Here is a 20,227-nt window from a genome sequence, read left to right on the forward strand (position 1 = left end):
ATAATATTATTTTACTTTTGAAAAAATGAATGTTTATGAGCTTTAAAGTCAATGTTATTGGATTGTTGTTATTTACATTGGTCGTAGTTTCCTGTAAAACTGAGAAAAAGACACCACCTGTAGTAAAAGTTTTGGAGAAATCTGGCAACCCTATTTTCAATGGTTGGTATGCAGATCCAGAGGCGGCGGTGTTTGAAGATAATTATTGGGTATACCCGACATATTCAGATGCTTACGAAAAGCAACTATTTTTTGATGCCTTTTCTAGTCCCGATTTGGTGAATTGGACCAAACATGAACGTATTTTGGACACTACTAAGATAAAATGGGTACGACAAGCGTTATGGGCACCATCTATTATTAAAAAAGAAGACAAGTATTACTTGTTTTTTGGAGCCAATGATATTCAGCGACCGGGCCGAGATTCGTTCGACCCCAATAACGATATTAACCATTATGGTGGCATTGGTATTGCCGTTGCCGATTCCCCGGGAGGACCTTTTAAGGATTATTTAGGAAAGCCTTTAATTTCCGATTTTCATAATGATGCCCAGCCAATCGACCAATTTGTTTTTAAGGATGTTGACGGTACTTTCTATATATTTTATGGTGGTTGGGGCCACTGTAATTTGGGCAAGTTGAATGCTAATTTTACAGGAATTACACCTTGGGATGATGGATCTTTATTTAAGGAGATTACACCCGAAGGTTATGTAGAAGGCCCTTTTGTATTTATAAGAAATGGAACATATTATTTTATGTGGTCTGAAGGAAATTGGACCGACAATTCGTATAAAGTAGCCTATGCCATGGCCGATAATATTTCTGGACCTTATAAAGAAATGGGGACCATTTTAGAATCTGACCCCGAAATTGCCACTGGTGCCGGTCATCATTCTGTTATCAATGTTCCTAATTCTGATGAATGGATCATTGTGTATCATAGAAGACCGATTCCTAATGAAGGTAGAGATCATCGAGTAACTTGTATGGATAAATTAGAATTTAGAAATGATGGCTCAATAAAGCCAGTTCAAATTACCAATGAAGGGGTAGAGGCAAGGCCACTTTAATCCTAAATAGGTATGAAATACTCAACTCATTTTTTTAAAAATCCCATATAACTCATTGCCTTGCCTTGGCGGAATTGAATTGTAGCAGCGATCGAAAGTGATCGTTTCAAAAAATGGATTTAAAAATTTGGAATACAATTCTTTAGTTCCACCAAAGGGTCGTTTTTCCATATCGCTTGTTAAGGGAATGTCGAACCAAACACCCGCTAATTTTCCTTTTGGTTTTAATAGTTCTGCCATGTGTTTGGCATACTCCTTTCTTTTCGTATGCGTAGGCACGAATGAACAGAAAAAGGTCTGTTCGATAATTAGATCGTATTGACCCTGAAACTTGAAAAAATCAGCTTTATGAATGTGTGCATCGGGGAAATCTGGGTTTCGCTCTTTGAACTTTTTTAAAGGCACATCAGAAATATCAAGAATATGTACATTGTTAAATCCTTTTTTCCATAGATATTCGGCCTCATAGGCATTGCCTGCACCTGGTATCAAAATTTTGATGGACTTATCTTTTAATTGGTCAACATATTCTTTTATGGGCGTAGAGGCATAGCCAATATCCCAACCTGTTTGTTGGTTTTGGTAACGTTGAGTCCAATAGTTCTGTTCTTCCTTCAAAATGCTCTCTTTGGGTTTTTAACTATAGTAAATTTATGCAGATTTAGTGAGTTTTGGTAGCGTATGTAAAAATGCTAACCAATGGTAATACATTAATTGTACCGAAGAAACCAAATCATTATCTTTCGAAACGACTAAACACCAACTAAATAAGTTTATGAAATATTCGATTTTCACCGTTTTAACAGTATGTCTAACTTTTATCGGTTCCGCACAAACAAATCCGAAATGGGCGCGATACCCTTCTATTTCTCCAGACGGCAAAACAATTGCATTCACCTATAAAGGAAATCTCTTTTCGGTATTGGCTAACGGCGGAGTAGCAAAACAGCTAACGTTTCATTCAGCGCATGATTATGCACCTGTGTGGAGTAAAAATGGCGGAAAAATAGCTTTTAGCTCTAATAGATATGGCAATTTTGATGTGTATGTGATGGATGCCCAAGGCGGACCGGCAACCAGGTTAACCTATCACAGTAACGATGAAACTCCTTTCAGTTTTTCTGCTGATGATACGATGGTACTTTTTGGGGCAAACCGTTTAGATGCCGTAGCGCATAGGCAATACCCAGACGATTCACAACCAGAATTGTATAGTGTTCCTGTGAATGGTGGTCGTGTAGACCAAGTGTTGACCGTACCTGCAGAAGATGTTCAGGTGAATACCGATGGCACTAAAATGGTATATCATGATAAAAAAGGATATGAAGATACCTTTAGAAAGCACCATACTTCTGCCATTACAAGAGATATTTGGTCATATGAACCTGCCACAGGTAAGCACATTAAATTAACCAATTTTAATGGAGAAGACCGTAACCCGGTATTTTCAAAAGATGGCAGTTCTATTTATTATTTAAGTGAGCAAGAAGGTTCTTTTAATGTCTTTTCAATGTCATTGACGGCTGAGCCAAAAATTATGGCGCTAACCAATTTCAAAACACACCCAATACGTTCCCTGAGTATCGGGAATAATACATTAGCATTTGGCTATGATGGTGAAATCTATACACTTGAAGCAGGTGAAGAAGCCAAAAAAGTGGAGATAATTATTAGAACACAAGAAGACAGTAATCCTATAAAATATGTATCTGTAAATGGTGGAGTTCAAGAAATGGATATTGCGCCAAATGGTAAAGAGATAGCCTTTATAAGTAGAGGGGAAGTATTCGTTACCTCTTTCGATGGTTCGCTCACCAAACGCATTACCGATACACCCGAACAAGAACGTTTTGTGAAATTCATGCCCGATGGTAAAGGGGTTGCCTATGCCAGTGAACGAAATGGTAAATGGTCTATTTTTAAGTCCTCAAAAGTACGTTCACAAGAACCATATTTCTTTGCGGCAACCGTGTTTAAAGAAGATACTTTGGTAACATCAAAAGAAGATATATACCTGCCAGAATTCTCACCAGATAGCACGTATGTTGCTTATATAGAAGGCAGAAGAACGTTAAAGGTCAAGAATCTTAAAACCAATGATATAACCACTTTATTGACGCCTAATGAGCTTATACATATGCAAGACGGTGATCAGTACTTTCAATGGAGCCCAGATAGTAATTGGCTTTTGGTAGATTGGGGAGTTTCTTTAAGTAATTCTGAGGTGTTACTGATTTCGAAAGATGGTAAACAACGTAAAAATCTTACGCAAGGCGGCTATTACGATGGCTCTCCTAAATGGGTAAATGAGGGCAATCAAATTCTATACTTTTCAAATCGAGACGGATTAAAAAGTTATGCGACCAGTGGAAAGTCAGAATTAGATGTGTATAGCATGTTCTTAAATCAAGATTCTTGGGATAAATTCAATAACTCGAAAGCCGAATATGATTTATTGAAAATGATAGAGGAGACCGCCAAAGAAAAAAAGGATGAAGCCAAATCAGTGGATAAAAAGAAGAAAGACGATAAAAAGAAAGAGGCAGAAGTAAAACCATTGAAATTCGATTTGGAAGATGTGGAACGAAGAAAATCCCGTCTAACTATTCACTCCTCATTATTGGCTGATGCCGTACTCTCTAAAGATGGAGAAAAATTATACTACCTGACTCGTTTTGAGAAGGACCTTAATTTATGGGAAACCGAAATACGTACAAAAAGCACTAAAATGTTGATTTCATTAGATGCTAAAAAGGGGAACTTACAGTGGGATGCTAAAAAGGAAAATCTCTTTCTATTGGCGGATGGTAAAATTGCAAAGGTCGATATAACCGCTGCTAAGACAGAGCCGGTGAAATTAAATTCAGAAATGGTGTTAGATGCCGATGCAGAGCGTAAATATATGTTCGACCATATTTGGTTACGTACCAATGGTATATTCTATACTTCTACCTTTCATGGCATCGATTGGAAAGCAATGCGTACCGAATATGAAAAGTATTTACCTCATATTGGCAATGATTATGAATTTGCAGAAATGATTTCAGAAATGTTGGGGGAACTGAATGTGAGTCATGCTGCTGGGCGGTTTTCAGACAACATTGACAATGGTGATAAGACAGCCTCTTTAGGGGTGTTCTTTGATTATGCCCACAATGGCGATGGATTAAAAATAACGGAAGTGATTAAGGGCGGCCCGTTAGATAAATCTGGCTTTGATGTGAAACCAGGTATGATTATTGAAAAAATTAACGGAGTACCTATTGGTAGTACTATGGATGCTGCTTTCTATTTAAATCGTATAGAAGGTGATTTTACATTATTGGATATGGTAGATGAAAACAATAAGCGAAAGCAAATTACGGTAAAGCCTATTTCTCTTAGAGATGAAGGCAGTTTGTTATATGATCGTTGGGTGAAGAACAATGAAAAAGAGGTTTTAGCAAAGAGTAATGGAACATTAGGTTATGTGCACATTCCTGGGATGAGCGATGGTCCGTATCGTACTATATATGAAGAAATGTTAGGTAAGTTCAATGATAAAAAAGGAATCATCGTAGATACCCGTTTTAATGGAGGGGGTGATTTGGTTGCCGATTTGGCGATGTTCTTTACCGGAGTGCCCTTTCTATCGTATGAAACGGAGGCTAGGGTAGTAGGTGGTGAACCAACCTCACGATGGACAAAGCCAACCTTGGCCATGTTCAATGAATCGATGTATAGTGATGGATCATGTTTCGCCAGTGGTTATGTAGATTTAAAAATCGGTAAAACGGTAGGTATGCCGGTACCAGGTACTTGCAGTTGGGCAGGATGGGAAAGCTTGCCGAATGGTGGCCGTTGGGGTGTTGTACCGGTAAGCTCAAAGAACAAAGCAGGGGAGTGGATGGAGAACAATGAAACTAATCCAGAAATTTTGATTAAAAATCAACCTGAGCTAATCGCAAAAGGTACCGATGAACAACTAGAGAAATCTATTGAGGTTTTGATGAAGGAGGTGGAGTAGGGTGCTTTTTAAAATTTAATTTTAAAAAATAAAATAAGGATATAGTTACTAGTAACTATATCCAATTGTTAGCTACAATGGTAAAAACACATCTTACTACAATAGAAACTTCTAATTAATGAGTACTTCAAAACCAACCGAGAATGTATTAACAACAGGTTCGCTTAAATTTAATCATAGTTCTGGATGGAGTTGGTTTCAGAAATTAATTGTATTTATAATTTTCTCTTTAGTCGTAAATCATCTATCAACTCCCGAGAGTTTCCCAGATGGCAAATCGTATAGATTCCCTGTAGAAGGTTTTCTATCCACTATTGCTTTGTGTATTCTTATTGGAATCATAGCAGAGTTCAATTTTAAATTTTACAGGAAAAAATATTTCTCTAAAAAAGTTGAAATCGCTTCTATCTCATGGTATATGGTCTCTACTCTTGGGTATATTACCATTATGTATATTCCATTAGGAATTGTTTTAAATAAAATTGTGGGTGGAGAAACTGAATTCTATTATTTATTAATTGGATTGCTAATTACCTTGTTGTTAAGTTTTATTCTCATAGGGTTAGCATATTCCCTAGACGTATACAATTTATATAAGCTATCTATTAAAGATAATGAAATTACTATTGAAAGTGGTGCTAAAATAACCAAGCTTACCTACGAAAATATTGCATGTTTTTATAGCGAAAACAAAATTGTCTATACTGTTCAAAATGATGGCACCACAATTACCACCGATTTTACATTGAATGAACTCGAAGAAAAAATAAACGACCAATTGTTTTTTAGAGTCAATCGTCAAATTATCATTCATAAAGATTCGGTAGACCAAATTGAAAAGATTGCAAATGGCAAGTTGCGGATTACGTTAAAAACTTCTATTCAAAATGATGCGATTACCGAAATCAACATCAGTCGTTATAAACGAAAAGCATTTATGACTTGGTTTCAATAAAATAAATTAAAAGATATCGACCATCCAGTTATCAATTTACTACCATTCAGTAAAAACATTACTATTTAAAGGGGTTTTGGGGAGTCCAGTTCATTACTTCGTCTTAGAATTTAAAATCAAAAACGATGAAAAAGATGACCTTACGACAAATAGTAATTCCATTAGTCACCATTGCCATTATTGGTTTAATGTACTTTGGGCCAATCACCAGAACACCTTTTGAAAATATAATTATCTCTATTATCATAATTATAGCTAATTATATAGAATACAAGGGAAAACCATTTTCAGCGCTTGGATTTAAACGTGTAAATTTTAATGCAAAAAATCTCCTTTTCCATGCTCCGTTAGTTTCACTTTGCCTCTTTATTTTTTATGTCTTTGCAGTTGTTCCTGGAATCGAGATGTTAACAGGGGTTCCTATTGATTATTCAAGCATGAGCCAATTGGAAGGCAACCTTGAAATCACCATCGTCTGGCTATTAATAGTGTGGGCTACTGCGGGATTTGGAGAAGAAATTATTTTTCGAGGTTATCTTATGCGACAGTTCGTCAAATTCTTTGGAGACAGTAAAATCAGTCTTGCTATTAATATTATAATAATTTGTGGTTTTTTCGGATACATGCACATGCAGCAAGGAATTACAGGTCAACTTGTTGTAGTAATCATCGGAGCACTCTTATCTATAATATTCTACATGCGCAAATACGATTTGTGGTTTATGATTATCATACATGGTATTTTTAACACATTAGGTATTTTGAGTTTTTACTTTGGTTTGGCATAACTACAATAAGAGATAACATTAAACAGATAGACTTTTTTCTTAAATGGATTTAACTCTTGCGCAATAGTTGCGCCGATGGACTTGTTACGGAATTAGTGTTAAAAACGCAATGTTTCTTGCTTACTCGGACAAAACCACAGCAGCTAACAATGGCTAAACGTAATGCGGGCTTTTGGGCAAAATCGAAAGGTCTGCGTATATTTATAATGTCGCTAAATCTTATGGATTTAGCTTTGGACAAAAAAAGAAAAAGCAAAACAATAAGCTTTAGCTTCGTGCGCAGACGGAAACGAAAAGTTTCCTTGCCTCCGCACTACGCTTAGCCTAACCGTTGGCAGTCACTTAAAAATATCCATTTTTTTAACCCAAAATATTTAAATTATGAAATCCTTTAATCTCGTTTTAATTAGTTTCCTTTTAATTACTACACTAGTATTTGCTCAATCAAAAGATGAAATAGAAATCAGACGATTAGAAAAACATTGGACAGAATTACTTGATAAGGGGGACACAAATTCATTATTAAAGATATGGTCAAAGGATTACGTAGTAAACAATCCTAATGGAAAAATTGTGACACCGAAAGAAATTGTCTCACTTATGAAAAGTGGTCATATATTTCCTGCTGTTGAAAGAATAATAGAAAAAATTACATTCAATCAGAATATCGCGATTGTTATGGGAAAAGAGTTACAACAGCCCGAGGATTTGACAACTAACCTTGAGGAATGGATACCAAGAAGGTTTACCAATGTTTGGATTAGAAAAGGTAAGAGTTGGCAATTGATTGCCAGACAATCATCGGAAATAACTAGAAAAAATAAATAAGGCTAGGAGTTTTGTAAAACAATAGCGTTCGCTAAATACAACCTCAAACAATACGAGGTTCGGACTTAATCGCTGGGTTTGCTTATTTTTATGAAGTCCGAAAAATCCCAAAGATTTTTCTTTGGATAGAAAAAGAAAAAACAAAACCAAAACCAAAAGATTTCGCTAAGTGCATGGCGGAAATCAAACGCTAGTTTGCTACCGTACTGTTCATAAATAAAAGGTTCTTATGAATAAAAAATAAAATGTATTCTCAACAACAAATTGAAAACCTAATTCTGAAATTTAAAAACACATCTTTAAATAAGCCAGAATGGAATCATGAGGCCCATATAATTGTGGCAATTTGGTATAATTGGCATTATACTTTTGAGCAAGCCTTGAAAATAGTGAGAACAAATATAAAAGCCTATAACGAATCTGTTGGAACTCCAAACACAGAAATTTCTGGTTATCACGAAACTCTAACAGTTTTTTGGATGACTCTTACTAAAAATTTTCTTGCTTATAATTTTCATGATAAAATAGATAACGCCATCAATGAATTCTTGAAAACTAGGGAAGCTGATATAAGTACAACTTCAGCATACTATAGTAATGAAGTATTGTTTTCTAAAAAAGCAAGAAGAGAATGGATTAACGGAAATAAGAAACCAATTAATTTAGACTTCAATAATTTGAATGTTTAGATTCTGACCTCTTGCCATTTTAACAGGAAAAATGACTACCGATTTGTAAAAACAATTTTAGGCTTTGTAAATTAGTCCAATCACTTGCCAATCAATAAAAATGGGAAAGAAATTAGAATTTATTACTCCTGAATTGATGAGATTCATTGGAGAGCAAAAGATTTTTTTTGTAGGGACAGCTGCAGCTGAAGGCAATGTAAATGTGTCCCCTAAAGGCACAGATTCTTTTAGGGTAATCGATAAGAATAAAATCGTATGGTTGAATTTAACAGGGAGCGGCAATGAAACAGCCGCACATTTGTTGAAGAATACTAGGATGACCATCATGTTCTGCGCGTTTGAAGGAAAACCAATGATATTAAGGCTGTATGGTAAAGCCAAAATATACCATAAGCGTGATAGCGCATTTAATGATTTATCTCACTTGTTTCCAGAAAATATTGGGGCTAGGCAAATAATTGAAATGAAAGTAGATTTGGTGCAAACCTCGTGTGGTTTTGCCGTACCCTTTATGGATTTTAAGGAGGAGCGAACAACACTAAATAATTGGGCGGTAAAACAAGGAGAGGACAAAATTGAAGACTATTGGAAAAATAGAAATACCCAAAGTATAGATGGCTTTGAAACCAATATTCTTGAAGATTAAAAGCCAGCCCATATTTTAAATCGATATCTTCTCATCAAATAACGTAAAACCTTGAAGCAAGCCATAGCACGTATAGCCATAGTAGTAGATGACTATAATAAAGCCATTGAATTTTATACTAAAAAATTAGACTTCTTACTCGTTGAAGACACTGATTTAGGTGATGGTAAACGTTGGGTGGTGGTAGCGCCACAAGGTACGAGTGAATGTTCTTTGGTTTTAGCAAAAGCAGACGGCGAAGAACAGGAATCTCGTGTTGGTAACCAAACTGGTGGCAGGGTTTTTCTATTTCTGTACACCGACGATTTTTGGAGAGATTATTATAAGATGGTTGAAAGAGGTATAAAAATTAGTAGAGAACCAGAAAAGATGCCATACGGCATGGTTGCCGTTTTTAAAGATTTGTACGGTAATATGTGGGATCTATTAGAGCCTAATACCACAAATGGAAGTGATTAGTTTTGTAAATTAGGAAAACTAAGAACATAATATCCTGATATGCAAGTACCAGAAATACCCAATTTAATACATTATGCCATTCCTTTTTTTGCAGCAACCGTAATCCTTGAGGTGATTTTAACGGTAAAAATAAAGCTTGAAGACTATGAGTATAAAGATGCAGGCACTTCTATTCTTATGGGTTTGGGTAATGTTGCAATAGGCTTGGTTACTAAAGGCATAGCATTAGGTTTATTTTATCTATTATATAATTTTTATCATCTGTTCGAGATACCTTTTGCTTGGTGGTCTTGGTTATTATTACTTTTTGCGGAAGACTTTTGCTATTATTGGTTTCATAGAATTAGTCATGAGAGCCGATTTTTTTGGGCAAGCCATGTAGTGCATCATTCTTCAAAAAAATATAATTTAAGTACAGCACTAAGGCAAACGTGGTCTGGTGGATTTTATACGTTTATCTTTTGGACTCCTTTAATAATCTTAGGCTTTCACCCGGTTATGGTATTGGTTCAAATGTCCGTTAGTTTAATATATCAATATTGGATTCACACTGAAATGATTCGTAAAATGCCAAAATGGTTCGAACTCATTTTTAATACGCCAAGTCATCATAGGGTTCATCATGCTACGAATCCGCAATACTTAGATAGAAACCATGCGGGAATTTTTATCATTTGGGATAGGTTTTTCGGCACCTTCGAGCCCGAAGTAGATAAACCTGTTTACGGTCTAGTGAAAAATATAGATACTTATAATCCCCTTAAAATTGCCTTTACTGAGTGGTATATGATGTTGAAAGATTTCATTACGGTTAAAACTTCTGTAGTGAATAGGTTTAAGTATCTCATAAAACCACCAGGTTGGCGACATGATGGAAATAGTGTACTTTCTTCAGATTTAAGGCGAGAATGGAAAGAGAAAAACAAAATGGAAATGTAGCGTAACAAAAACAATATAGTATCGTCTAAAAGAAATATTACCGACCGATCTTTTAAAATTAGTAATAAAACTGTAGCCTATATAGGCATTTTAGGAGTAAGTTTATTTGCAATTGCTGCTATTGTAGGACCGTTATTAATTGAAGATTATAGTGTTATTAGTCAGTACTTAAGTGAATCGTTCGCTTCTAATACCGAATATGGATGGTATTTACAATACTTCGGATATGTACCTAGCGGAATTCTTATTGCTGCTTTTTGTGTTTTCGCTCCCAAATATCTACCTAATTTAAAACTTATAAAAGCCGGATTTTTTGGTCTCGCCATTTTCAATGGATTAGGAACCATACTTGTGGGGTTATTTCCGTGCGATGCAGGATGCCCCACCAAAATGATACATTCTAGTACCGCACAACTAATTCATAATGCTGCCGCTTCAGTAACCTATATTTTTCTACCTATTTGTATTCTTGGTATTGGTCTAGGATTGAAGAAATTTAAAACTCATCAACGTTTATCTCAAATTTCAATGGCTTTGGGAATTATTAGTGCCATTTTCATATTAGTATTGTTTTCTAATCCTGAATCTGGTTATCGAGGAATATTGCAACGGGTTATCGAAACATCTTTTATTACTTTAATTATTTCAAGTACGTTAAATATTAGGAATAGCAATTAGATGGAAACATGCGTTCAAGGTTTTTATTTTCGATTAATCCTTGTACTGAATGGAGCCTAAGTAAACAACCGCTGACTAGTCTTTATAGATTAGCCCATCTTTCATTACAAAAGAAACATTTTTCACTATAGTTATATCTTTAACCGGATTTCCTTCTATGGCTATGATATCGGCTAGGAAGCCTTCTTTTAATTTCCCTAGTTGATTTAAATGAAACATGTTGGCGTTGCCAGAAGTGGCAGATTTTAATACGGCTAATGGCTTCATTCCGTAATCTACCATGAGTTCCATTTCCCGATAGTTTTCTCCGTGTGTAAAAACTCCGACATCACCACCAAAAACAATTTGCACACCAGAATCTAGTGCCATTTTAAATGATTTACGTTTTTGTTGAATTCTATCGGGTTCTGGGTCGGTAGCTTTGTTCCATCCTCTGTATTGTGTAATGGCATCACCAGCAGCAAGGGTAGGGCATAGACCTATTCCTTTATCTTTCATCATCTTAAATATTTCAAGCGTTCCACCATCGCCATGTTCAATGGTTTCAACACCACCAAGTATCGCTCTTTTCATCCCTTCAGGAGTACCTGCGTGTGCCACCACATATTTTCCGGCGCTCTTAGCAGTAGCAACCATAACATCAATTTCTTCTTGTAGAAAAGTAGGTTGAGAATCGGCACCAGGTGTCCATCTGTAATCTGCATATATTTTAATAAGGTCCGCTCCGTTCCCCATCTGTCTGCGTACGGTTTCAATACACTGGTCAACCCCACTTGCAGGTTCTGCGCCTAAGGGAACGGAAACGCCATCATGAAATCCCTTAGGGCCATACGCTCCAGTAGCTACAATGGCTGGGCCTGCAACCAAAAGACGTGGTCCGATAATGATACCATCATCAATGGTCTTTTTTAAATATACATCGCTATATCCTGCACCTTCGGCACCTAAGTCACGCATGGTCGTTACTCCTGCCAAAAGTGAATTTTTAACGTGTACGGTTCCTCTTATGGCACGTTCAACGGGTGATTCTTTCAAGACTTGGTCATTCCAATCTGTTTCATTGTATGGGTGCAATAAAACATGCGAATGCCCTTCAATAATTCCTGGCATTAAAGTGGTGCCTTGTAATTCAATCTCGGTAGTGTTGGCAGGTTTCGTTAACCCGTTACTATTTCCTGCATATGTTATTTGATTTCCTTCAACGAGAACCACCCAATTTTCATGCATTTCGGTACCGTCAAATACACGGTCTGCTTTTAAGAGTGTTTGCGAAGAAGCAAGGTGTATAGAGAAAAAACAGAAAAGTAAGATGGATTTCATAGAAGTGATGGAATTAATTTAAAATAGCAGCCTTTAATAGGTTATTTAAATCAGTTTTAGAATGTGCAGTGCCTTTGGTAAACACCATATAAATGTCTTGCGTATTTTTGATATTTTCTAGCGGATTACCATTTAGCAAAACGATATCGGCAATTTTACCTTGAGAAAGAGAACCGTAATTGGCCTCTTTCTTTAAAAATTTAGCTCCATTGTAGGCAGATGCTCGCAAGGCGTCAAGGGGAGAAATTCCGGTTGCGACCAAAGCTTCCATTTCTTTATGAATTGAAATGCCAGGATAGGTATAGCTGTTGTATGCACCACTATCTGAGCCAGCCAAAAGTGATACTCCGTTTTCATTTAATTTAAAAGCGAGTTGGCCAAAAAACTGATCTAATGCTTTGCGGTTAGCAACCTGCTTTTCCGATGCATTTTTAACACGGTCAATTCTACCTTGATATGTTTTTTGTACATCTGAACTCATATATTTTAGGTACTCATCTTTTGTGTGGTCAACTTCATCTAAATAACTTAATACACCTCCGATATGAAGGGTTGGCACAACAAAAACATTATGTGCTTTTAATTTTTTAAATGTATTAAGTGCTGTTGAATCTGAAAAGGAGGCTTGTAAAAGAGGCATGGCATCCCAAAAACCAATTTCCTTTCTTATCAGTTTTTGCGTGATTTCCACTTCGTTATCAGAACAACCTTTCATTATATAATACAAATGCTCGACAGCATCTAAGCCAGCATTAATAGTCGCGTCAAGTTCGACGGTAAATGGCATATGACCCGATGTGATAAGATTTCTCTTTTCTGCTTCTTTAATGGTCTTTAAGTAATTTTCACCTGTAATTTTACTGTCATATATTTTTACGAAATCTGAAGGAATTGACTGCAAAGAGTCTAAGGCTTTAGAAATATCTACATCATTTTCCACTTCTAAAGATCCTGCCCATGTCGCACCTAGACCATCAATTTTTGGTCCTGATGTGAAAATTGTAGGTCCGACCAATTCATTATTTGCAATTGCTTTTTGCCACTTCATAACAGACGAGGTAAGATCGCCACCAGCATCACGTACAGTGGTAATACCATTTGCTATAAAAAGGTTCAAAAAGTTTTTGTTAGCAGCTATTAAAGAGTCACCACCTCTAAAATGTACATGGTTATCCCAAAAACCAGGTAAGGCATATTTACCAGAACCATCGATAGTCTCTTTTGCTTTTGAGTTTAATTTTTCAACAGTATTTTCTATATGAGCTAAAAGTCCATCTTTTAAATAAATATTCGATAAATCGATTTGTCCTGTTTCCAAATCAATGATGTTGACGTTTTCTATGACGACATCATAGGTTATATCTGGTTCTGATTTACATGATAACATAATAGCAAAGCAAAATATGCTTAGGCTAATTTTTTTGATTCTTATTGAAATGGACATATTGCTTTTAGTTCGTTTAGAAAGGTAAAAATAATTACTTATTCAATACTTGTCTTATTAGGATAAAAACAAAAATCAGTAGACTATATCCTATAAAAAAAGGGATTATATATGCTTTTAAATTAAATACTAAAAAGAGGCCAATGATTAGTAGTTGAAAGCCTAGGCCGAATGTAGAGACCGCTGTCATTAACCAATTGGGTTGGTATTTTCCTTTAATAGCATTCTTATCTAGACCATAAATGATACGATCATATGGGCCATAACAAAATGAATAAATGCGGTATAGTATATTGACAGTTTGTTGATTTTCATCTCTTAAGGCTGTGGGAGTTTTATTCTCAAATACGCGACTTGTTGTATCGCCATTATGTCTATTTCTTAAAATCACATAATAATAATTATAGAGTGTACCTTGTAATTCTAGTCCAACGAAAGCTATCAGGGCTAAGAAGATATCACTATTTGTAATATACCAAATAGAAATTATGAAAAGTAGATTAAGCATAAAATCTGAAATCGAATCAAAGTAACGACCTGTATGTGAGGGAGTATTCTTTATTCGCGCCAGTTCACCATCTGCGGCATCGAGAACCGATTTTAAAATAAGAAAAAATAAAGCTGACCAATAAAAGCCGTTTAGGATAAAAGCAATTGCCAAAAGTCCGCAGACTGTAAAGGCCAGTGTAACGTGTATTGGTGTAAATATAGTTGTTTTTAAACGGTTGGCAATAAATACGGCAAAGGGCCTACCATAATCAGATAGGTCCAGGAACTGATGTTCCTTAGGTAATTTAGACATTTTAAGACATCTTCGGGAAAACCAATAACGGAAACACGTTGGCTTGGTACACCACAAAAGCGAGTGTAAAAATAAGGTTTAATTAACAATTAGATAAATAGGTATAGAGTGGTGTTTTAGCAATTTATTTTCTATTTTATCGTCCACCTCCATTTCTGTATTTTTCATTTTCTATGCATAACCGAATGATTTCGGCAATTCTTTTTAGTCTGGTTTCCTCTCTTTTAGCTTGGTTAAGCCAATACAAGTAGCTCTTTTTTTGACCTTTTGTGAAATTTGTAAAGTTTGAAAAGGCTTTAGGATGCTTAACAAACTCCAACTTTAAATCTGGCGGAACGATACCGTTTTCAACATCGTCTAAAGAGGTCCATGAACCATTTTCCTTAGCGATTTTAATTGATGCTAACCCTGAAGCATGCATAAATCCTTTGGCCTTCAAATCTTTTATATGATTTTTATTAACCTTACTCCAAACACTTTTGGGTTTTCGCGGACAAAAATATTGACGTCTCTTGCCATCTCCTAAACTTTTAACCGTACTATCGATCCAGCCATAACAAAGGGCAACACGAACAGCTTCTTCCCATCGCATACTATCATTTTCATGGGCTACAGTGTAGAAAATAATATTAATACCAGAATAATTAGAATGATTATTGTGTAACCATTCTTTAAATTCTATATCATTTCTGAAATATAACTCTGGTAATTTTGTCATTATTCATTATTTGTAGATGAATATTTCGTAAAAATACAATGTTTCATAGATAAACTATTGGTTTATAAAGATTCGAACACTATTTTTATAAATTCTTAAATCAACTAAACAACAATATTTTACGTATGAAAAAACTTTTTAATGCGCTGCTTTTGGGCTTTGTACTTACTATTGTCTCTTGTGGTGGCAATAAACGAGAAGGGGAACCCAAGGTCTTGGTATTCTCAAAAACCATGGGTTTTAAACATGCTTCAATTCCTGCAGGGGTTGCTGCCATTCAAAAATTAGGTCAAGAAAACGGTTTTGCCGTAGATACGACTAAAAATGCAGAGCTATTTACCGACGAAAATTTAAAACAGTACTCTGCCATTGTATTCATGAGTACAACTGGTAATGTACTTGACCAATTTCAAGAAGCTGCTTTTGAGCGATATATTCAAGCTGGTGGAGGTTATGTTGGGGTACATGCCGCAGCAGATACAGAATACGATTGGGGATGGTACAATAATTTAGCCGGTGCGCAATTTTTAAGCCACCCTAGAGGTACACCAACTGCAGATTTTATCATTAAGGATAAAAACTTTATAGCTACAAAATTTTTCACCGATAGTGTTTGGAACCGAACGGATGAATTGTACAACTACAAAAACATCAATCCAGATATTAAAGTATTAATGACATTAGATGAATCTTCTTATGAAGGAGGAGAGAACGGTGATTTTCATCCGATAGCATGGTATCATGATTTTGATGGTGGCCGTGCATTTTATACAGGTGCAGGTCATACGGATGAAAGTTTTTCTGAAGATTTATTTTTAAAACATCTTTTAGGAGGAATTCAATATGCCATTGGTGATAACTTGAATTTAGATTATACTAAAGTAAAATCACAAATTCCACCAGATGCTGATCGTTTTGCAAAAGTTGTTTTGAGTGAGGGTCAGTTTTTTGAGCCTACAGAAATGGCTGTTTTGCCAAATGGAGATGTATTGATAGCACAACGAAGAGGTGAAGTGGTTTTGTTTAACAATGAAACTCAAGAATTAAAGGAAGTAGCAAAATTAGATGTATACTGGAAAACATTGGAAACGCCTGGTGTTAATGCAGAAGAAGGTTTAATGGGATTACAAAAAGATCCTGACTACGCCAATAATCATTGGATTTACTTGTATTATGCACCAACTGGTGATAAATGGATAAACCGTTTGGCACGTTTTAAATATATGGATGGAAATTTCGATTTAGCCTCTGAACAGGTTATTTTAGAAATTGATTCTCAGAGAGAAATATGCTGTCATACAGGTGGTTCAATAGCTTTTGGTCCAGATAACTTACTGTATTTATCTACAGGAGACAATTCAACCCCATTTAATGAAAAGAATCAAAAATATGTCAATAATGGTTTTGCGCCATTAAACGATACACCTGGTCATGAGCAATTTGATGCACGTAGAACCTCAGGAAACACCAATGATCTTCGTGGTAAGATTTTAAGAATTAAGGTAAAGGAAGATGGTACATATGATATTCCTGAAGGAAACTTGTTCCCGGTAGGTACCGATAAAACAAGACCTGAGATTTATACTATGGGTCATAGAAACCCATATAGAATTTCTGTTGATATCAAAAGAGGATATGTATACTGGGGAGATGTTGGGCCAGATGCAAGAGCAGATAGTTTAGGTACTAGAGGGCCAAGAGGTTATGACGAAATGAACCAAGCACGAAAGGCAGGTAACTTCGGATGGCCTTTATTTATCGGTGATAACTATGCTTACAATGCATATAATTATGAAACAGGTGAAAGCGGACCAACATTTGATCCAGAGAAACCGATGAATACTTCAAGAAACAATACTGGTTTAACAGAATTACCACCTGCAATGCCAGCTTATGTCTATTATCCTTATGATGAATCAGCTAGCTTTCCACAAACTGCTACAGGAGGTAGAAATGCAATGGCGGGACCTACCTATTATTCAGATTTATATCAAGGTGATGAAAAGTTGCCAAGTTATTATGATGGTAAGGTGATTATTTATGATTGGATGCGTGGATGGATGTTTGCCGTTCATTTAGCCGAAGATGGTAGTTTTAGTAAAATGGAGCCATTTGCACCTAATGTAAAATTGAATAATTTAATTGACATGGAAGTAGGTCCGAATGGTAAAATTTACCTATTGGAATATGGAAGTGGTTGGTTCTCACAGAATTCAAATTCTGCTTTAAGTTACATCGAGTATAATGGAGGTAATAGACCACCGGTAATTGATAACCTAATTGTAGATCACACATCAGGAAAACTTCCATTAGGGGTTACGGCAAGCACAGAAGCTGTTGACCGTGAAGGTGATGCGATTAAGTACTTGTGGGATTTTGGTAATGGTGACACCAAAGAGACTTCTGAGCCAAATGTAAATTATACGTATGCTAATGCAGGTGCATTTAAATTGAATGTAACGGTAGAGGATGATAAAGGAGCTTCGGCAACTAGTGAAAGTACAAGTATAGTAGCGGGTAACTCTAGACCAGAAGTTGCAATCTCTTTAGGCGGAAACACTCCGGCATTTTATTTACCAGGTCAGAAAATTGCTTATGATGTAACAGTTACAGATCCAGACGGAACAGTTATCGACCCAAAAAACATTTTTGTAAGTGTCGATTATTTAGAAGGAATGGATAAGGTAGCTATGAATATGGGGCACCAACAAGTTTCTGCAGCAGTTACAGGTAAAGCTTTAACACAGACTATGGATTGTAAAACGTGCCATAAGGAAGCAGAAGCATCTATTGGTCCGAATTACAAAGATGTGGCAGCTAAATATAAAGAACGTCGCGATGCTTTAACTTATTTACAAGGTAAAATAGTCACTGGTGGTACTGGTGTATGGGGAGAGGTAACTATGCCTGCGCATCCTAATGTAACTTCTGATGAATCTAGACAGATCGGATTGTATATACTTTCATTGAACGAAGATGATAAAAAAGTAAAATCATTACCGGCAAAAGGTACTATAACTGCAGAATCATCCGCTCCTGGTAACATGTTGGTAATTACAGCTAGTTACACAGACGCAGGTGCAGAAGGTACAATACCACTTACGGGATCTAAATCAATAGCTTTACCAAGCAGCACAGTTAAATTTTCTGATAAAATGAAAGTTGATGGAATGCAAGCAATGAGCTTTGGTGGAAGGGATCTTCTATTAATAAACAAATCAAAAGGATGGTTTATCTTAGAGGATATGTCGTTAAAGGGCGTGAAATCCGTATCGCTAACTGCGGGATGGCAAGCACCACCGACAATGTTCTTTGATTTTGAAATTCATGAGAACTCTGCTAATGGTCCTTTAATAGGTAAAGGACAACTTCCGGCACAAGCAGGAGGTACTCAAGGAACAATGTTCACGATTCCAATTACTGAAACGGTTACTAGTGAAGGGCCTTACTACATCACCTTTAAAGGTGAAGAAGGAAAAGAGCTTTCTCAGTTGGCGCTTACAAGTGCTATTTTCAAATAGTAGAATAAGATTACATTGAAATGAAAAGCCCGCTCTCGAGCGGGCTTTTCTATTTTAGATACTTAGGTTTATAATAAACTATCGGTTTAATTTTTGACTTATCGACTCGCCAATTTTCATCAATAAGTTGGTTTCTTTTTCTGTGAAATCATAAGATACCGGTTTTGCAATACCGATTGTGCCAAATAGCTTTTCATTATAAAGTAATGGTGCAGCTAATGAACCTTCGACTTTGGTGTCTTTTGCAGAAGGTCTTGCAATTCCAGAATCATCTGTTTGTAGATTGCACATTTCTACAGGTTTTCTGCGTTCAGCGGCTATACCCGCCATACCTTTTCCAATAGGAATTGTGGATAGCTTAGGAATTAAAAATTCTGGAATACCTATTTGAGCTTGTAGTTGTAGTAAGGAGTCGTTATCTAAAAAGTGTAATGTTCCTGTAGAACAATTGAAATGCTCTAAGGTTAGTTTTAGTAGATTTCCCCAGTTCGGAGCATCTTTCGATAATTCAACTTTTAACGTATTTGGTATTTCTAAGGTGTTGTTCATTTTTTATCAATTCTAAAATACCATTTAATTAAGAGGGTATTTAAGTTATCGTATGATAAAGGTACGTTTTATCTCTTTTCGATAACAGTCTCGCTAAGCAACTTTTGTCCCTCTTGGTGGCTTCCTGTAGGCATAATATCCTAAGACAGTATTTATGGCTTTTGCAATGGCTATTCTGATAGGAAATAGCTCTTCTCCTAAAGATTCATCAATAGATCGTAATTGCATATAATAATTACTGATTAAGGGATACTCTTTTTTTGCAGCAATATGCGACTCCGCTTTAGCAACCGCAACGGGCATTCCCTCTTTTATGGGTTTACAAGTTACCAAAGTTGGTTTGTCATTTTTATGAAGCATTGCTGAAAACCCAAACAATCTACAGATTAGACCGCGATGTGCATAGTCAGAACAGAAACCGATTGCACCAGGCGCCAGAATAGTATTTAAAACAGGACATAAAGTAGTGGACTTGTCATTGTTTAAAGTGTCAAGCCATTGTTCTGCTTCACCATTTTTAAAAAGTGAATACGCCAAAGGTAGAAACTCTAAGGCTGTGGCATTGATATCGGGTTTAGTGCAGCATTTACCGCAATTGGGCATACAGCCCAGCCCTGTGGATTTTTGAAAGGAGCCCACCTCCTTTTCCAATTGGTTGAAAACACGTTCTACCGCTCGAACTTTTAGGTATATCGACAAAGTCTAATTTAAGAAGACGAAGGTAGACTAAGTTTACATACACCGAACAAAAGCACAAAGTTTTATTTGTCAATATATAATTTTAGATAATAAGGTGTTAATAGATTGAAAAT

General features: G+C 36.0%; 18 protein-coding genes. 11 read left to right on the plus strand and 7 right to left on the minus strand.

The window, feature by feature from the left end; translation table 11 throughout:
• The first annotated feature begins 35 nt into the window (after positions 1-35).
• Entirely contained in the window at positions 36-1,073 is a 1,038-nt protein-coding gene (locus tag BMY56_RS01945; RefSeq protein ID WP_218144542.1) for a glycoside hydrolase family 43 protein, read from the plus strand.
• A 21-nt stretch (positions 1,074-1,094) separates the two neighbouring features.
• On the opposite strand, the gene BMY56_RS01950 is transcribed toward BMY56_RS01945, so the two are convergent.
• Positions 1,095-1,691 (minus strand): methyltransferase domain-containing protein, encoded by a 597-nt coding sequence (locus BMY56_RS01950; protein ID WP_177170905.1) that lies wholly within the window; start codon positions 1,689-1,691, stop codon positions 1,095-1,097.
• 157 nt (positions 1,692-1,848) lie between these two features.
• On the opposite strand from BMY56_RS01950, the gene BMY56_RS01955 reads away from it, so the two are divergent.
• The 9 genes from BMY56_RS01955 to BMY56_RS01995 all read left to right on the plus strand — a co-directional run bounded on the left by BMY56_RS01955 (position 1,849) and on the right by BMY56_RS01995 (position 11,061).
• On the plus strand, positions 1,849-5,079 hold the full coding sequence (locus tag BMY56_RS01955) for a S41 family peptidase (protein WP_091619198.1): 3,231 nt from the start codon (positions 1,849-1,851) through the stop codon (positions 5,077-5,079).
• 118 nt (positions 5,080-5,197) lie between these two features.
• A complete protein-coding gene (locus BMY56_RS01960) occupies positions 5,198-6,034 on the plus strand; it encodes a LytR/AlgR family response regulator transcription factor (RefSeq protein WP_091619199.1) in 837 nt (278 codons plus the stop codon).
• Between the two features lie 125 nt (positions 6,035-6,159).
• Complete coding sequence (locus tag BMY56_RS01965) at positions 6,160-6,822, plus strand: CPBP family intramembrane glutamic endopeptidase (protein ID WP_177170906.1); 663 nt, start codon at positions 6,160-6,162, stop codon at positions 6,820-6,822.
• 381 nt (positions 6,823-7,203) lie between these two features.
• Positions 7,204-7,650 (plus strand): nuclear transport factor 2 family protein, encoded by a 447-nt coding sequence (locus BMY56_RS01970; protein ID WP_091619201.1) that lies wholly within the window; start codon positions 7,204-7,206, stop codon positions 7,648-7,650.
• 245 nt (positions 7,651-7,895) lie between these two features.
• Positions 7,896-8,339, plus strand: coding sequence for a hypothetical protein (locus tag BMY56_RS01975; protein WP_091619203.1), 444 nt, complete (start codon positions 7,896-7,898; stop codon positions 8,337-8,339).
• A 100-nt stretch (positions 8,340-8,439) separates the two neighbouring features.
• Entirely contained in the window at positions 8,440-8,985 is a 546-nt protein-coding gene (locus tag BMY56_RS01980; RefSeq protein ID WP_091619205.1) for a pyridoxamine 5'-phosphate oxidase family protein, read from the plus strand.
• Positions 8,986-9,036: 51 nt separating this feature from the next.
• On the plus strand, positions 9,037-9,444 hold the full coding sequence (locus BMY56_RS01985; RefSeq protein WP_091619207.1) for a VOC family protein: 408 nt from the start codon (positions 9,037-9,039) through the stop codon (positions 9,442-9,444).
• Between the two features lie 39 nt (positions 9,445-9,483).
• A complete protein-coding gene (locus BMY56_RS01990; protein ID WP_091619209.1) occupies positions 9,484-10,383 on the plus strand; it encodes a sterol desaturase family protein in 900 nt (299 codons plus the stop codon).
• A 138-nt stretch (positions 10,384-10,521) separates the two neighbouring features.
• On the plus strand, positions 10,522-11,061 hold the full coding sequence (locus tag BMY56_RS01995; protein ID WP_245737130.1) for a DUF998 domain-containing protein: 540 nt from the start codon (positions 10,522-10,524) through the stop codon (positions 11,059-11,061).
• A gap of 75 nt (positions 11,062-11,136) precedes the next feature.
• Here BMY56_RS01995 and BMY56_RS02000 read toward each other — a convergent pair whose 3' ends face one another.
• The 4 genes from BMY56_RS02000 to BMY56_RS02015 form a co-directional block, all read right to left on the minus strand.
• Positions 11,137-12,381, minus strand: coding sequence for a metal-dependent hydrolase family protein (locus tag BMY56_RS02000; RefSeq protein ID WP_091619213.1), 1,245 nt, complete (start codon positions 12,379-12,381; stop codon positions 11,137-11,139).
• 13 nt (positions 12,382-12,394) lie between these two features.
• A complete protein-coding gene (locus BMY56_RS02005; RefSeq protein WP_245737119.1) occupies positions 12,395-13,768 on the minus strand; it encodes an amidohydrolase family protein in 1,374 nt (457 codons plus the stop codon).
• A gap of 91 nt (positions 13,769-13,859) precedes the next feature.
• Positions 13,860-14,627 carry a CDP-alcohol phosphatidyltransferase family protein gene (locus tag BMY56_RS02010; protein WP_091619217.1) on the minus strand — a complete coding sequence of 256 codons (768 nt, stop codon included), beginning with the start codon at positions 14,625-14,627 and terminating at the stop codon, positions 13,860-13,862.
• A 136-nt stretch (positions 14,628-14,763) separates the two neighbouring features.
• On the minus strand, positions 14,764-15,345 hold the full coding sequence (locus tag BMY56_RS02015; protein ID WP_091619219.1) for a YdeI/OmpD-associated family protein: 582 nt from the start codon (positions 15,343-15,345) through the stop codon (positions 14,764-14,766).
• Positions 15,346-15,470: 125 nt separating this feature from the next.
• Between BMY56_RS02015 and BMY56_RS02020 the strand changes: the two genes are divergently transcribed.
• Entirely contained in the window at positions 15,471-18,866 is a 3,396-nt protein-coding gene (locus tag BMY56_RS02020; protein ID WP_091619222.1) for a ThuA domain-containing protein, read from the plus strand.
• Positions 18,867-18,944: 78 nt separating this feature from the next.
• On the opposite strand, the gene BMY56_RS02025 is transcribed toward BMY56_RS02020, so the two are convergent.
• Positions 18,945-19,415 (minus strand): GAF domain-containing protein, encoded by a 471-nt coding sequence (locus tag BMY56_RS02025; protein ID WP_091619224.1) that lies wholly within the window; start codon positions 19,413-19,415, stop codon positions 18,945-18,947.
• 93 nt (positions 19,416-19,508) lie between these two features.
• Positions 19,509-20,114 (minus strand): YkgJ family cysteine cluster protein, encoded by a 606-nt coding sequence (locus BMY56_RS02030; RefSeq protein WP_143057769.1) that lies wholly within the window; start codon positions 20,112-20,114, stop codon positions 19,509-19,511.
• Between the last annotated feature and the right edge of the window lie 113 nt (positions 20,115-20,227).

The organism is Maribacter orientalis, from assembly GCF_900109345.1.
Lineage (GTDB): Bacteria > Bacteroidota > Bacteroidia > Flavobacteriales > Flavobacteriaceae > Maribacter > Maribacter orientalis.

Bases quoted from the DNA above. Each gene is read 5' to 3' on its own strand.
- BMY56_RS01945 (WP_218144542.1), top strand. From the start codon at position 36: ATGAGCTTTAAAGTCAATGTTATTGGATTGTTGTTATTTACATTGGTC.
- BMY56_RS01955 (WP_091619198.1), top strand. From the start codon at position 1,849: ATGAAATATTCGATTTTCACCGTTTTAACAGTATGTCTAACTTTTATC.
- BMY56_RS01960 (WP_091619199.1), top strand. From the start codon at position 5,198: ATGAGTACTTCAAAACCAACCGAGAATGTATTAACAACAGGTTCGCTT.
- BMY56_RS01965 (WP_177170906.1), top strand. From the start codon at position 6,160: ATGAAAAAGATGACCTTACGACAAATAGTAATTCCATTAGTCACCATT.
- BMY56_RS01970 (WP_091619201.1), top strand. From the start codon at position 7,204: ATGAAATCCTTTAATCTCGTTTTAATTAGTTTCCTTTTAATTACTACA.
- BMY56_RS01975 (WP_091619203.1), top strand. From the start codon at position 7,896: ATGTATTCTCAACAACAAATTGAAAACCTAATTCTGAAATTTAAAAAC.
- BMY56_RS01980 (WP_091619205.1), top strand. From the start codon at position 8,440: ATGGGAAAGAAATTAGAATTTATTACTCCTGAATTGATGAGATTCATT.
- BMY56_RS01990 (WP_091619209.1), top strand. From the start codon at position 9,484: ATGCAAGTACCAGAAATACCCAATTTAATACATTATGCCATTCCTTTT.
- BMY56_RS02000 (WP_091619213.1), bottom strand. From the start codon at position 12,381: ATGAAATCCATCTTACTTTTCTGTTTTTTCTCTATACACCTTGCTTCT.
- BMY56_RS02005 (WP_245737119.1), bottom strand. From the start codon at position 13,768: ATGTTATCATGTAAATCAGAACCAGATATAACCTATGATGTCGTCATA.
- BMY56_RS02010 (WP_091619217.1), bottom strand. From the start codon at position 14,627: ATGTCTAAATTACCTAAGGAACATCAGTTCCTGGACCTATCTGATTAT.
- BMY56_RS02015 (WP_091619219.1), bottom strand. From the start codon at position 15,345: ATGACAAAATTACCAGAGTTATATTTCAGAAATGATATAGAATTTAAA.
- BMY56_RS02020 (WP_091619222.1), top strand. From the start codon at position 15,471: ATGAAAAAACTTTTTAATGCGCTGCTTTTGGGCTTTGTACTTACTATT.
- BMY56_RS02025 (WP_091619224.1), bottom strand. From the start codon at position 19,415: ATGAACAACACCTTAGAAATACCAAATACGTTAAAAGTTGAATTATCG.